This window comes from Glycomyces rhizosphaerae, assembly GCF_042647865.1.
In the GTDB taxonomy this organism is placed as follows: Bacteria; Actinomycetota; Actinomycetes; order Mycobacteriales; family Micromonosporaceae; genus Glycomyces; species Glycomyces rhizosphaerae.
In genome coordinates, this window is sequence record NZ_JBHRWO010000004.1 from 492,669 (window position 1) to 506,395 (window position 13,727).

Here is a 13,727-nt window from a genome sequence, read left to right on the forward strand (position 1 = left end):
GACCCGTCAGGTCGGCGGGACTCGACGCTGCCGAGTCCCGCCGACCGTTTTCACGGTTCAGGCGGCGATCATCAGCCACAGCACGGCGATGCTGAGGCCGAGGAACACCAGCGGCCCGTAGAAATTGTGGAAGACCCGGTTGCGGATGTGCAGGGCCGTCGCCAGGACGAAGAACACCACGAGCCCGACGCCGGCGGCGATTCCCAAAGGCCGCCAGAACAACCCGACCACGAGGCCGACAGCGGCGGCGCCCTTGACGAAGCCGAGGAACGGCAGCTGCGAGTCGGGCACGCCGACGGCGTGGGAGTTGCGCTTGACCCACTCGGCCTTCATGAAGTTCGCGACGGACTCGATCGCATTGAACAGGACGTTGACGAGCGTGACGGTGACGAGCGCGATGACCATGGTGCGCGGCTTTCCAGTGAGCGCCCGGCGGCCGTTCCACCGGATCGGCTCCAGTCTCGGCCGTCCCGGGAACGGCGTCCAATACATGCATCGATAACCTCCGGTTATGGACGTGGACACCAGGCTCCTGCGCTGTTTCCAAGCCGTGGCCGAGGAAGGCAACCTCACGAAGGCGGCGGCGCGGCTCTACCTCTCGCAGCCCGCGCTGACCAAGCAGATCCGCCGACTCGAGGACCAGCTCGGCGCGACCCTCTTCACACGCTCCAGATCCGGCATGGCCCTCACCGGACCCGGTGCGGCGCTGGCCGAATCGATGGAAGCCGTCCTCAATGCCTGGGACAGGGCCGAACGCGCGGTGCGCACCGCCGAGGCCGAAGCGTCCAAAGTGCTCAGAATCGGCTTCCTCGCCAGCGCCGCCAACGAGAAGACCCAGGAGATCATCGGCGCCTTCCGCGAACGCAGGCTCGCCTGGCGGGTGGAGCTGCGCCAGGCGAGCTGGGGCGATCCGATCGCGGGTCTCGTGTCAGGCGAGGTCGAGGCCTCTTTCATGCGGCTGCCGTTCCCGAACCAGGAGGATTACCGCCTGCTGGAGCTGCTGACCGAGCCCCGCTGCGTGGCGATGGCGGCGAACCATCCACTGGCGCAACGCGAAACGCTGGACTTCGCGGATCTCCTCGACGAACCGTTCATCGCGGCCCCGGCGGCGACCGGCGACTTCCGGGAGCACTGGATCGGCGGCGAGGCCCGAGGCGGCCATCCGGTGAAGGTCGGCGCGGTCACCGAGCACCCGGACGATTGGCTGACCGCGATAGCGAACGGCGACGGCATCGCCCTGGCCCCCGAAAGCGCGTCCCGCTACTACGCCCGACCCGACATCGCCTACCGAGAAGTCGAAGGCATCACCCCGAGCACCGTGGCCCTGGCCTGGTCGAAGAAGACGAAGCCGAGCCCCGCCTTGGCTGACTTCATCGCTGGTGCAAGGGAACTCGCCGACTGAGTTTCGATCCGCGGACGGGTCCTGATCGGGCTGCGGTTGGTCGGAGGAGGGAACCGCGGACCGGCCTTGGCCCCCCAGGTCGGGCCGGTCCGCGGTTCCCGGTCGGGAGTGAAGCGTTATTTGACGAGCTTCGCGGGCAGGGTCGACCAGTGCATGAGGTATTCGAGCGGGCCGCGCTTCAGGAATCGCTTCCAGAGGAGCGCGAAGGCCAGCATGACCACGACGAAGACCGCCCACATGCGCCAGCCGGTCGTGTATCCGACCTCGTTGACCGGGTGGTCGATCAGGTACCAGACGGCCGCGATGTGCGCGACGTACGCCGTCAGCGACATCGAGCCGACCGCGATCAGCGGTGCGAGCCAGAAGCGGAGCTTCGCGAAGCGGCCCAAGAGGAACACGAGTCCGGCGATGATCGTGAAGGCGACGCCGATGTTCCCGGCCATTTCGAACGTCGTGTTCGAGTGCGGGCTCGCGGCGGTCAGGCCGGTCCAGTCGAAGTCGCTGGTGCCCATGGAATTGTCGCCGGGCATCAGGTCGTAGAGAGAGGCGTGTTCGGCGTCGAAGGCCTTCCACTGCTCCTCGGTCCAGTTCTCCGAGTCCTTGCCCTCCAGGGCTTTCGACCAGGCCTGGTCGAAAGCCTTCCATTCGGCGTCGGACGCCGAGGTGTCCGCTGCGGGCTGGGCCTTCCCGATCAGCCACGCGCCGCCGTAGCCGATCAGGGCCAGTGCCGGACCGATGATCAAGAGCCGCACCTGGATCGCGAGCTTCGTGAGGTCGAGTCTGCCGATCGCCATGCCCGCGAACATGTACGCCATCCAGGCCAGGCCCGGGTACGTGCCGTCGAAGAGCAGCGAGACGAGTCCTTCGCCGCTCCACATCGCGAGCGGGTCCTTCTCGGAGAACGCGGTCATCCAACCGGTGTTCACCGTCCACAGCCACTGGATGAGCAGCGGCCCGCCGATGCCGACGACGACGGCGAGGATCGCCAGCGTCCGCGCCCGCAGTTTGATGAACGGGAGCGCGAGCAGGAAGAACAGGCCGTAGTACGCCAGGATCACCACGATCGAGGTGCCCATGGCGACCAGCCACGAGCCGAGGGCCAGCAGCAGGACCGAGCGGATCGCGATCCGCACGACCGCCTGGCGCATCGGCCGGCCGGTCTTCGGGCGGCTGCCGCCCGCGATGAGGACGAGCGAGAGCCCGGCGAGGGTCGCGAACAGCGCCGAGGAGCGCCCGTGGGGGATCTCCATGAGGAAGCTCTTCCATGTGCCCGTCTCGTCGGCCCACGGCCCGACGTGCGAGTAGTACATGCCGAACACGGCCAGGGCGCGCGCGGCGTCGAGGCCGACGATCCGGCCGAGCGACGCGTCCCGGGCGGGCGGGTCCTCCATTGCGGCCGCGGTCGGGCGCGGCTTGAAGTCGATGACGTTGGACATGAAGCCAGCGTGCGGCGGTCTGCGGCCCGTTCCCATCCGGCGATGCGCGGTACTCGGCCCGCTGCCGGGGAGCAACCGACCCGCCGTCCGGCCGGAACGCACCCGCCGATCGGCGGGTCTTGCCCACACCTTCCGCTTCGGAGGGGGCGGGGAGTGGCGTGAACGTGCTACCAATCGTCACAGCACCGAACAAGAGGAGGCCGCATGATCCGGGTACTGGTCGTCGACGACGAGGCCCTCATCCGCACCGGCTTCCAGCACATCCTCAACGCCGCCGGCGACATCGAAGTGGTCGCCGCCGTCTCGGGCCGCCAGGCCCTCGCCGAGGTCGGCCGCCTCCACCCCGACATCGTGCTGCTCGACATCCGCATGCCCGACGTCGACGGCCTCACCGTGCTCGAACGCCTCCGCGCCCTCCCCAGTCCGCCCGTCGTCGCGATGCTCACCACCTTCGACACGGACGAGTACGTGGCCGCCGCACTGCGCATGGGCGCGGCCGGGTTCCTCCTGAAGGACACCGACCCCGAGCACCTCGCCCTCCAGGTGCGCACGCTCGCGGCAGACGGGGTGGTCCTCTCCCCGAAGGTCACGTCCACCGTGGTCGACGGCTACCTCGCCGGGCGCACGCCCTCCGGCGGCCTCGTCGAGCGCCTCAGCGCCCGCGAGCGCGAGATCCTCGTGCTCCTCGCGGACGGCCTCTCGAACGGTGAGATCGCGTCCCGGCTCTACCTCGGGGTGGGCACCGTGAAGGACCACGTGAGCGCGATCCTCACCAAGCTCGAGGTCTCCGGGCGCGTGCAGGCGGCGCTCGCCGCCGAGCGCGCCGGGCTCCTGCGGGACCGCCGGTGAACCGGCTGCGCCGCTGGTGGCGCCCGTGGATGACCGATGTGGTGCTCGTCGTGGTGAGCGCCCTCGACGTCTGGTTCGTCTTCTGGTGGGGCGAGGCGACCTGGGACATGTGGCTCATCGGCGCCGGCGTCCTCGCGCTCCTGCTGCGCCGCCGCTGGCCCATGGCGGTGTTCCTCGTGACGCTGCCGACCGCGCTGTTCATGGGGCAGGCCGCGGCCCCGCTCATCGCCCTGTTCACGCTCGCGACCCGCACCCACCGCCGCTGGCTGCTCGCCGTCGCCGCCGCGGTGCTGGCGACCTGCATGATCTGGCCGATCGGGGTGCAGCTCTCCGAATACCCGCTCGACTCGTGGGTCCTCGCAGACGCGGCGTACGCGCTGGCCCCGGCCGCGGCGGCGGCGTTCCTCGGGCAGCTCGTGCAGTTGCGCCGCGAGCTCTCGGCGCGGCTGGTCGAGATCACCGAGGCGCGCGAGCACGAGCAGCTGATGGCGACGCAGAAGGTGCTCTCGGAGGAGCGCGCGCAGCTCGCCCGCGAGATGCACGACGTCGTGTCGCACCAGGTCAGCCTGATCGCGGTGCGCGCCGGGGCGCTGCAGGTGAGCACCGGCGACGCCGAGGCGAAGGAGGCTGCCGGGACGATCCGCACGTTGAGCGTGCGGACCCTCGACGAGTTGCGCCACATGGTGAACGTGCTGCGCGCCGGCGGCTCCGGCCCGACCGAGCTCGCCCCGCAGCCGACGCTCGCGCAGCTCGCGGACCTGGTGGCGGGCAGTGGCATCGAGGCGACCTTGCGCATCGGTCCGCACCCGGAGCTCGGCCGGCCCGCCGAGCGGGCGATCTATCGCACGGTGCAGGAGTCGCTGACGAACGTCCGCAAGCACGCCCCGGGCGCGAGCGCCGAGGTCGCGCTGGCCCACGGGAGCGGCGGCGTCACGGTCACGATCACCAGCACCGCGCCGACCCGCCCCACGGTTCCGTTGCCGAGCTCCCGGCACGGGCTCCTGGGCCTCCACCAGCGCGCCGCCCTCCTCGGCGGCACGCTGAGCTGCGGCGCGACGCCTGACGGGGGCTGGCGGAGCACGCTCACCCTTCCCGCCTGACCGGTTTCCGCTCAGCGCGGCCCGGGTACCTTCCGCCCATGTCGACACGGACCATGCACATCAACGGGCACGATTTCGCAGTGTCGAAGGCCGAGAAGGAGCTGTTCCCGGGCGATCACGTGAGCAAGGGCGACATGCTCGACCACTACCGGGCCGTGGCCGACGCGATGATCCCGCACCTGGCCGAGCGGCCGCTGACGCTGCGGCGCTTCCCAGACGGCATCGGCGAAGACGGGTTCTTCCAGAAGCACGCCTCCGACTATTTCCCCGACTGGATCCGCTCGGTCGAGATGCCGCAGGCGGGCGACGGCACGGTGAACTACGTGGTGTGCGAGGACGAGGCGACGTTGGTGTACTTGGCGAACCAGGCCACCGTCGAGTTCCACATCTGGCTCTCCACCTTGGATAAACCGGATCACCCCGACCGGCTCGTGATCGACATCGATCCGCCCGACGGCACCGAGGTGGCGACCCTCCGGGATGTCGCACGCCGGATCCGCGACCGCTACACCGCACTCGGCCTGACCCCGTTCGTGCAGGCCACGGGCGGGCGCGGCTTCCATGTGGTCGCGCCGCTGGACCGATCGGCCGACTTCGACTTCGTGCGCGGCTTCGCCACCGACCTCGCCGACGGCCTCGTCGCCGACGACCCCGACCTTCTGACCACCGCGCAGCGCAAGCAGCGGCGCGGCGACCGGATCTTCTTGGACTGCAACCGGAACGGCTACGGCCAGACGTTCATCGCCCCGTATTCGCTGCGCGCCCGGCCCGGCGCGCCGGTCGCCACGCCACTCGACTGGGACGAACTCGGCCGTGCCACCCCGGGCGGCCGCGACACCGCATCGATCAGCAGGCGCCTCGCCCGCAAACGCGACCCGTGGGCGGACATCGACGACCACGCCGCGTCGGCGACCGCCGCCCGCGAGCGCCTCCTCGCCCTGGGGGACTAGCACCTGAGCCCGAGGCCGCACGGGACACCGCCGACTAGGATCGAGTGGAACACCCCTTTGACCTCCGAGGACGCCACGTGAAGACAACCCTGGAAACCGACGCTCCGGCCCGCAGGCGCCGCTGGCTGCGCCCGCTCGTCATCACCCTCAGCGTGCTCCTCGTGCTCGCCCTCGGCGGGCTCGGCGCGGCCGGCTGGTACTTCTCCGGCGAGGTCCTCAACGTCACCCACGAAGAGGACCCGTACGAGCTCACCGTCGAGGCCGTCGACGACACCACTGTCACGCTCCCGCTGAGCGAGGCCACCGAGCAGCCCGGCACCTGGGGCCTCCAATGGGACGGCGGCCAGGCCGTGCTCGGCGAGGTCGTCGCCGGCGACGACGCCACGGTCACCCGCACGCTCGACGCGATCCTCTTCGGCGACCTCACCGAAGGCACCAAGGCCCGCATCGACAAGTGGACCTTCCGCGACGACCCGAAGACCGGCCTCGGCCTCGACTTCGAGGACGTCGCAGTCCCGACCGACCTGGGCGACATGCCCGCCTGGTACCTGCCGAACGACTCCGGCACCTGGGTCATCACCGTCCACGGCCGCAACGCCTCTCCTGCCGAGACCCTCCGCGGCGTCGGCGTCTACGCCGATCTCGGCTACCCCGTCCTCGCCGTCACCTACCGCAACGACGAAGGCGCCCCCAAGGCCCCCAACGGATTGCACAGCCTCGGCGAGTACGAGAGCGACGACGTGGCGGCCGCCGTCGACTACGCCCTCGCCAACGGCGCGCAGGACGTCATCCTGCACGGCTGGTCCATGGGCGGCGCGACGATCGCCAGCGCCTACCGCGAACTCGACGACACCGCCCCGGTCAAGGGCCTCGTCTTCGACTCGCCCGTCATGGACTGGAACTCCACCCTCGACATGCAGGCCGCCGACCGGGACGTCATCCCCCCGATCACCTGGGCCGCCAAGCGCATCGTCGAATTCCGCGCCGACATCGACCTCGACGAACTCGACCAGCGGAACTTCGCCGACGACTTCGGCCTCCCGATCCTCCTCTACGTCGACACCGCAGACGAGACCGTGGACCACACCGCCACCCTCGACTTCGCCGACATGCTCGACCCAGCGCAGACCACCGTCATGGAGACCGCCTCCGGCCACACCGCGTCCTGGAACGAGGACCCGGCCGCCTACACCGCGACACTGGAGTCCTATCTGGCCTCGCTCTGACCGAGCCGAGATTTCGACGTTGACCTGTGGGTTCGCGGGTTCGCAGCGGGCTGGAATGTCGTACCCCCCGAATAGAATCGGGGGTAGAACACGACGAACGGAGTAGATGCATGACCATCACCCCGAACCCGCACACCGACCTTCGCCGACCGCGAGGGCTCACCAACCGCGACCTCGCCCTCATGGTGCTGGAGGAGGCCGATCGCGCCGACACCGCCGAATCGCACCTCGAGGCGCTCGCGCCCGCCGCCGAGTCCTGGCACCGCCTCGCCTCTGCGCGCGGCACGTTCTCAGCCGCCGACGCCGCGAAGATCCTCTCTAGAGACCCAGCGATCGCCCTCGGCCAGAACCGTCTGTTCAGGGCGCTCGAGGACCTCCACTGGGCGTACCGCCAACGGCGCGACCGGGCTTGGCGGGCCCGCCAGTCCGCGGTCGACAGCGGCTGGCTCACCGAGATCCCGCAGTCCCACCACCACCCGAGGACCGGCGAGCTCCTGCTGGACGCACCGCAGCTGCGCATCACCTTGAAGGGCCTGTCCGAGTTGCGCCAGCGCCTCGGCACCTCGGACCCGTTGCCGCTCAAGGAGGCCCGCGACTCGGGCCGGGCCGTCCCGACCCGTCCCGAGGACAACCGGCCTTAGGGCCGGGCGGTCGCTATCCGGCCCGTTCGCCCGCTCGCTGCGTTGTCGGGCCACTGAATACAACACCGGTATTCAGAGGCCCTTCCGCCTTGCGAGCGAACAAATGGACTCGGATACCGCCTCACCGGGGATTCCCCAAGGGGCCCTGACAACGAGTGGGCCCGATCGCCTCCCGAGACGATCGGGCCCCGCCGTTTCGCGCGCACTGCGACACTGTGGCGGTGAACCGACCCCGCGTGATCGCAACGGATCTGGACGGCACCCTCCTCGCCCCCGGCGGCGTCCTCACCGAACGCTCCCGCATTGCGCTGCAAACGGCTCGCGGCCAAGGCATCGCCGTCCTCGCGGTGACGGCCCGCCCGCCCCGGGTCTTCGACGAATGGCCCGCGCTGGCCGCCTCGGTCGACGCCGCGATCTGCGCGAACGGCGCCGTCGTCTACTCGCCAGAGCGACGCGAGTTCGAAGCGTCTCGCACCCTCGACGCCGAGACCGCTGCAGCCGTGGCGAAGACGCTCCGGGCGGCGCTGCCGAGCGTGAAAGTCGCGGTCGAGACCGGCTTCGAAGTCGTCGCCGAGCCCGGCTATAGCAAAGTGGACAGTGTCGGCGACAAGCGCGTGTTCGTCGAGACCGCCGACGAGATCTTCACTGCCGCGACCCAGATCGTCAAACTCCTCGTGCACGACGCCGACGGCGGAGCCGACGCGATGCTCGCCGCCGCCCGCGCAGTGGCACTGCCCGGCGTGCACCTCTCCCATTCGGGCGGGGCGGGACTGCTGGAGATCACCGCCGCCGACGTCTCCAAAGCCGCCGCACTCGCCGCCTGGTGCGCAGCGCGCGGTGTGGACGCCGCCGACGTGATCGCTTTCGGGGACATGCCGAACGACGTGCCGATGCTCCAGTGGGCGGGCCGCTCGTACGCCGTCGCCGGCGCCCATCCCGAAGCGGCCGAGGCCGCCACGGACCGCTGCGGATCGAACGCCGACGACGGCGTCGCCCACGTCATCGAGCAACTGCTCGCCCTCCACTAGGGCTTTTGTCGGGACCGGTCCCGCCTCCGCCGTGGTCCCATCGGGGAACCGCCGGACCGAGGAGTTCCCGTGTACCCCGACATGTCGCCCCCGCCCCCACCGCCCGAGACGAAGCCGCTCACGCCGCGCAAGCCCGTCACGCGCCCGGTCGACCAGCTCGCCGCCGTCGCCGGGAACGCCACCGCGTTCGGCCTCGGCTACATGCTCCTGAATCGGCCGCGGCTCGCCGCGATCGCGCTCATCGGGACCGCCTTCCTCCTCTACGCGCTCGCCCTCGACCCCGAGAACCTGCCATGGCGGATCCTGTTCGGCCTGTGGTGGATCGCGATGACCCTCCACGCCTGGCACCTCACCCGCGGCACCGATGCGGCACTGCTCGACCCCGACGGACCCGGCCGCGTCCCGCGGGTGCGGCTCCTCGCCCTCGGCGCCGCCGCCATCGCCCTGCTCATGGTCGCCGGCCTGCGCCTCGACGCGTGGCTCACCGTCCGCGGCGCGGCGGCGGCCCAGACCGAAGGCGACTGCGCCGCCGCAGCGCAGTCCCTGGAGTCCCTGGAGGCCGCGCACCGGATCACCTCGGGCGCGGTCACCGCCGACGGCGAGGAGCAGCTTGAGGCCTGCCGCATCCTGCTCCAGGCGCTCAGCGAGGAGCCCCAGGTCGGCGCGAACACGATGGTCGACTACATGGACCACCCCGGTGCGCTCTGGGAAGGCGCCGGCCCCGAACGCGCCGACCTCCTCCTCGCCACGGCCCGAAGCGGCGAATCCGACATCGAATCCGCGCTCGAAGCCGCCTTCGCCCAGCTCGCGACCACCCTCGAAACGACACCGGGCCAATCAGACCGCGTCCGCGAAGTCGTCGAAGACCTCTTGACCGATCTCGCCGCAGACCGCCTCGCCTGCAAGGTCATGCAGATCAACACCTGGATCTACGCCCAGCAGTGGGACGCTCCCGAACTGGCCGAACCGATCGCGGACGCCGCCGGACAGGTACCGGTCAGGATGGTCGACTGCGCCCGCCTGCGCTCCGAGGCCGCCGAACTCGAGGACGCCCGCGACGCCTACACCGCGTTCCTCGCCGCCTACCCCGACCACGACCTGGCCGCCGCCGCCACCGATGAGCTGTACGCGGTCGAGACCGCGATCGAATACGACAACGTCGACGGCCTCCTCAGCGGCGGCGAATACTGCGACAACCCGGCCCCCTACCGGGCCGCCCCCGCCTACGAAGGCGAAGGCCCCCATGCGATGTGGACCTTCGGCCTCGACCCGTCCGAGTACGGCTTCCCCGGCTCCTGGCAGGCCGGCAGCGTGAACGAGACCGTCCTGGTGACCTGCGTCGAAGGCCCCGAGCAGGGGAAGCACCTGGAGACCTGCAGGTACGCCTGGGAGGACCCCTCGCCGATCCCGTACAGCTCGGTTTCCTTCCACGCCAGCCGATTCGAGATCAAGGTCTACGAGCTGCGGACCGGCGCGGAGGTCGCGTCCTACACCGAGGAGATCGGCTCCCCCTGTCCGAACGAGATGACGTACTACGGCGCCTTCCCGCCGAACGAGGCGCTGGCCGATTTCAGCGACAAGGAGGTCCGCGAGATGTTCTATCGGCTCATGGATTGAGCATGAACTGCATGACCTTGGGCACCCAAACCGACAAAATTCATGGACATACTCGGACAAATGGTCAAATGCGAGAATAATTTCCGCGCGGGCCGAGCGCATCGTGACGGGAGTGATGTAAGGTCCAATGGCCACCTCGGTTCGGACTCGTTCGATTCGAAGTGGTGAAGCGCCAGCAATGGCGGCAATATCAGACCGCACGGCGGCAAGAGTGCGACCAGGGATTCGTCCCGGGGAACACAGCCGCTGGTCTGAGCATCAACACCAAGGATATGTAGTAATGGCGCAAGGCACCGTTAAGTGGTTCAACTCGGAGAAGGGCTTCGGCTTCATCGCTCCGGAGGGCGACGGCCCCGACATCTTCGTTCACTTCTCCGCGATCACCGGCAACGGCTACAAGTCGCTCGAGGAGAACCAGCGGGTTGAGTTCGACATCGAGCAGGGCAACAAGGGTCCGCAGGCCGCTAACCTGCGCGCGCTCTAGCCTCCACAGCTCTTAAACACGAAGCCGCTGCCCTTCATGCGAAGGACAGCGGCTTTCATGGTGTCCGGGGCCGGTTTCAGTCCGGCACGATGATGACGATATTGCCGCGCGCGTGGTGTCCGAGCATGTGCGCGATGGCCTTCGGGGTCTCCTCGAGGGTGTAGGACCGGTCGATGACCGCCGTGATCGCGCCCGAGGCGAGCAGCCCGCCGATCGCGTTCAGATTCTCGCGTGTGGCCTCCGAGGGGGAGAACCGCACGTCCGCGCGGTGCGTCAACCCCAGCAGCTTGGCGCGCGCCATGCGCCCCAGTCCCGCGAACATCCCGCCGGAGTTCCCGACGCTGTTGGGGATGAGCACCCCGCCGGGCGCCAGCGCGCGAGCGGTCCGGCTCGGCGGATGGTTCAAGACGTTGTCGAGGATGACGTCGTAGCGTTCGCTCTCCCGGGTGAAATCGACTCGGCTGTAGTCGATCACATGGTGAGCGCCGAGGTCGCGGACCATCGCCACGTTCGACGGGCCGCAGACACCGGTGACCTCGGCGCCGAAATGCGCGGCGAACTGGACGGCGAAGGTGCCCACGCCGCCGGAGGCGCCGTTGACGAGCACCCGCATGCCCTCGCCGACCTTGACGGTGTCGCGCATGGCGCACAAGGCGGTCACGCCCGACATGACCGATGCGGCCGCCTCCTCGAAGCTCACCTCGGCCGGTTTCGGTGCGAGCTGATCGGCCGGCACGAGTGCGTACTCCGCGAAGGCGCCTGCGGTCGTGAGCTCGCTCGTCCACAACGACCCGAACACCTCGTCGCCGGGCTTGAGATCCGTTACGGCCGTTCCCGTCTGCTCGACGATCCCGGCGACATCGCTGCCGCGCACCGTGTCCTCCCGCCGCCGCGTGCCGCCGACTCGCAGCAGGTACGGGACGCCGGTGACGCCGATCCAGTCGGGGGTGTTGACGCTGCTGGCCCGCATGCGGACGAGCACCTGGTCCGGCCCGGGTACCGGCCGGTCGATCTCTTTGAGCTTGAGCACCGCTTCGGGTGCACCGTAGCGCTCCTGGACGATGGCTTTCACGGCCCCGCCTCCTCATCCTTACGTTGTAAGCCAGCCTAGACTTACGGCGTAAGACTGTCAAGCGGCAGCACGAACCACCAGCACGAACAGCGAGGACGAAGCTCAGGAACCGGCGCGCAACCGCTCCAGGCCGTCCAGGATCAGATCCAGCCCGAACTCGAACTCGGCCTGGTAGTCGCACCATCCGAGCAGTGCGCCGTCGTGCGAGGCGTCCGCGATCATCGCGACCAGATGCGGCACGTGCTCGGCCATGGCCGCCACCGCCTCCTCCGAGGCCTCGACGGCGTCGGGCTCGAACAACTCCTGCGAGAAGCCCAGCGCGCGGCTCCCCAGGGCGTGCAGCGCCCGGTGCCCCAGCTCGTAACTGAACCCGCCGCGGCGCATCAACCCGAGTACCCCGTCGAAGTACCGCGCCACCGCCAGGCTCGTGCCCGTCCGCGTCTCGAACACGCTTGGCGCCCAAGGGTGACGCACCAGCACCTCGCGTGCGGCGAGTACGCGCATGCGCATCGCCGTCTTCCAGTCGTCCTCGGGTTCGGGGGCATCCAGGCCGGCCACGGCCTGCTCGATCTCGGCCATGACGATTTCGACCAGCCCGTCGAGCACCGCCTCCTTGTTGGCCACATGGTGGTACAGCGACATCGCCTCGACGCCGAGCGACTCCGCCAGGCTCCGCATCGTCAGCGCCGCCAGCCCGCGTTCATCGGCGATCGCGACCGCGCCGCGCAGCACCCGCTCCCGGCTCAACCCGACCTGCGACCCGGCCCCCGAACCCGCACGCGTTCCCGCCATCGCCACCCCTCCCCGGCGTACCGTACAACGTAAGCCGCCCCGCCGACCACGCCCGCCGGTCATCCACCCCACGACCCCGCCGTTCACGCAGGTCAAACCGCGATCCCCACCAATGTGTCCCAACGCGTCGCACGAATACCTGAGAGCGCTCGAGCGCGGCTGTGCTGTACCCTGGCTACGGCCGCTCGACGGCGGCCGAATCGGGACGTGGCGCAGCTTGGTAGCGCACTCGCTTTGGGAGCGAGGGGTCGCAGGTTCAAATCCTGTCGTCCCGACCATGTAAGTAAATATGTGAATATATCTCAGTTCTGGCCAGTCGATGCATCGACTGGCCAGAACTGTCTCCGCGGAGGCGGCCTCGGTGCTTCCACGCCTCGCTGCGGGTGGGGCGCCGGCTGAGCCGTCTCCGTAGGCCGCTCAATCGGGCTCGCCGCTGCGGCCGTTTGATCAGGCTGACGGCATCTGCCTGCGCGCACAGATTTCGGGTCGGCCACTGGAAGGCTGGTCATCACGTCTTGCGCGACCAGCGCGGCCGGAGCCTAGCCAAAGGGACGACCACGGCGAGGGCGCCGACCTCGGCGGATTCGCTGAGCCCGGACCATGCGCCGACACCGGTTCGGATGGCACGCGCGGGCTTGCGCAGGATGTCCAGGGATGCCACCAGGCGTCGTCGACAAAGCGCGAGTGAGGACGCCGGTCGGCTGCGGAACGCAGGCCAGGTGGTCATGCTAGGGATATGAGTGAGCGGAGACGGATCGGCCGGCGCGCCAAGGCGCTGCGGGGGCTTCACATCGCGATCGCGGGGGTCGAACTCGGTAGCCTGGCGCATGTGTGGGTCTGCGCGTTGAGCGGGCGCCGTGACCGAATGCTCCCCTTCTCGATCGCGGCCCTCTCCCTGGAAGGAGTAGGCCTGTTGATCGGTCGGGGCGACTGCCCGCTTACACCGCTGCAACGACGAGTAGCAGATCCGGTTCCGCTGTTCGAGCTGGTGCTGCCGCCGCGCGCTGCGAAAGCAGCCGTGCCGGTGCTCGCTGCGGTCTCCGTCGGCGGCATCGTCACGGTCGCGCTGCGGTCTCGACCGCGACGCTGAGATCCCCTGAATCGAGCAGTCCTGGGCGCTGCGGCGGCTG

Annotated in this window: 14 protein-coding genes and 1 tRNA gene; 11 read left to right on the plus strand and 4 right to left on the minus strand. The window is 69.5% G+C overall.

Going from position 1 to position 13,727, the window contains the following annotated elements:
* Window positions 1-57 precede the first annotated feature (57 nt).
* A complete protein-coding gene (locus ACFO8M_RS03075) occupies window positions 58-492 on the minus strand; it encodes a DoxX family protein (protein ID WP_387970316.1) in 435 nt (144 codons plus the stop codon).
* Between the two features lie 19 nt (window positions 493-511).
* Here ACFO8M_RS03075 and ACFO8M_RS03080 point away from each other — a divergent pair, with 19 nt between their 5' ends.
* On the plus strand, window positions 512-1,402 hold the full coding sequence (locus ACFO8M_RS03080) for a LysR family transcriptional regulator (RefSeq protein ID WP_387970319.1): 891 nt from the start codon (window positions 512-514) through the stop codon (window positions 1,400-1,402).
* A 116-nt stretch (window positions 1,403-1,518) separates the two neighbouring features.
* Here ACFO8M_RS03080 and ACFO8M_RS03085 read toward each other — a convergent pair whose 3' ends face one another.
* Window positions 1,519-2,838 (minus strand): DUF418 domain-containing protein, encoded by a 1,320-nt coding sequence (locus ACFO8M_RS03085; RefSeq protein ID WP_387970322.1) that lies wholly within the window; start codon window positions 2,836-2,838, stop codon window positions 1,519-1,521.
* 204 nt (window positions 2,839-3,042) lie between these two features.
* Between ACFO8M_RS03085 and ACFO8M_RS03090 the strand changes: the two genes are divergently transcribed.
* The 8 genes from ACFO8M_RS03090 (at window position 3,043) to ACFO8M_RS03125 (ending at window position 10,733) form a co-directional block, all read left to right on the plus strand.
* Complete coding sequence (locus ACFO8M_RS03090; RefSeq protein ID WP_387970324.1) at window positions 3,043-3,687, plus strand: response regulator; 645 nt, start codon at window positions 3,043-3,045, stop codon at window positions 3,685-3,687.
* A gap of 29 nt (window positions 3,688-3,716) precedes the next feature.
* Entirely contained in the window at window positions 3,717-4,787 is a 1,071-nt protein-coding gene (locus ACFO8M_RS03095) for a sensor histidine kinase (RefSeq protein WP_387970327.1), read from the plus strand.
* A 38-nt stretch (window positions 4,788-4,825) separates the two neighbouring features.
* On the plus strand, window positions 4,826-5,737 hold the full coding sequence (gene ligD / locus ACFO8M_RS03100; protein WP_387970330.1) for a non-homologous end-joining DNA ligase: 912 nt from the start codon (window positions 4,826-4,828) through the stop codon (window positions 5,735-5,737).
* A 77-nt stretch (window positions 5,738-5,814) separates the two neighbouring features.
* The gene (locus tag ACFO8M_RS03105; protein ID WP_387970332.1) at window positions 5,815-6,963 is read left to right on the plus strand and encodes an alpha/beta hydrolase family protein; all 1,149 of its coding nucleotides are present in this window, start codon (window positions 5,815-5,817) and stop codon (window positions 6,961-6,963) included.
* A gap of 110 nt (window positions 6,964-7,073) precedes the next feature.
* A complete protein-coding gene (locus ACFO8M_RS03110; RefSeq protein WP_387970335.1) occupies window positions 7,074-7,604 on the plus strand; it encodes a phage antirepressor KilAC domain-containing protein in 531 nt (176 codons plus the stop codon).
* Window positions 7,605-7,825: 221 nt separating this feature from the next.
* Window positions 7,826-8,632 carry an HAD-IIB family hydrolase gene (locus ACFO8M_RS03115; RefSeq protein WP_387970338.1) on the plus strand — a complete coding sequence of 269 codons (807 nt, stop codon included), beginning with the start codon at window positions 7,826-7,828 and terminating at the stop codon, window positions 8,630-8,632.
* Between the two features lie 69 nt (window positions 8,633-8,701).
* Entirely contained in the window at window positions 8,702-10,249 is a 1,548-nt protein-coding gene (locus ACFO8M_RS03120; RefSeq protein ID WP_387970340.1) for a hypothetical protein, read from the plus strand.
* Window positions 10,250-10,529: 280 nt separating this feature from the next.
* A complete protein-coding gene (locus ACFO8M_RS03125; RefSeq protein ID WP_205324737.1) occupies window positions 10,530-10,733 on the plus strand; it encodes a cold-shock protein in 204 nt (67 codons plus the stop codon).
* Between the two features lie 76 nt (window positions 10,734-10,809).
* Here the strand turns inward: ACFO8M_RS03125 and ACFO8M_RS03130 are convergent, their stop codons facing one another.
* Together ACFO8M_RS03130 and ACFO8M_RS03135 are read right to left on the minus strand one after the other, a co-directional pair.
* Entirely contained in the window at window positions 10,810-11,805 is a 996-nt protein-coding gene (locus ACFO8M_RS03130) for an NAD(P)-dependent alcohol dehydrogenase (protein WP_387970342.1), read from the minus strand.
* 102 nt (window positions 11,806-11,907) lie between these two features.
* A complete protein-coding gene (locus tag ACFO8M_RS03135; RefSeq protein ID WP_387970345.1) occupies window positions 11,908-12,597 on the minus strand; it encodes a TetR/AcrR family transcriptional regulator C-terminal domain-containing protein in 690 nt (229 codons plus the stop codon).
* A 201-nt stretch (window positions 12,598-12,798) separates the two neighbouring features.
* Here ACFO8M_RS03135 and ACFO8M_RS03140 point away from each other — a divergent pair.
* Both ACFO8M_RS03140 and ACFO8M_RS03145 read left to right on the plus strand, forming a co-directional pair.
* A tRNA-Pro gene (locus ACFO8M_RS03140) sits at window positions 12,799-12,875 on the plus strand.
* Between the two features lie 458 nt (window positions 12,876-13,333).
* On the plus strand, window positions 13,334-13,687 hold the full coding sequence (locus ACFO8M_RS03145) for a hypothetical protein (protein WP_387970348.1): 354 nt from the start codon (window positions 13,334-13,336) through the stop codon (window positions 13,685-13,687).
* Window positions 13,688-13,727: the final 40 nt, after the last annotated feature.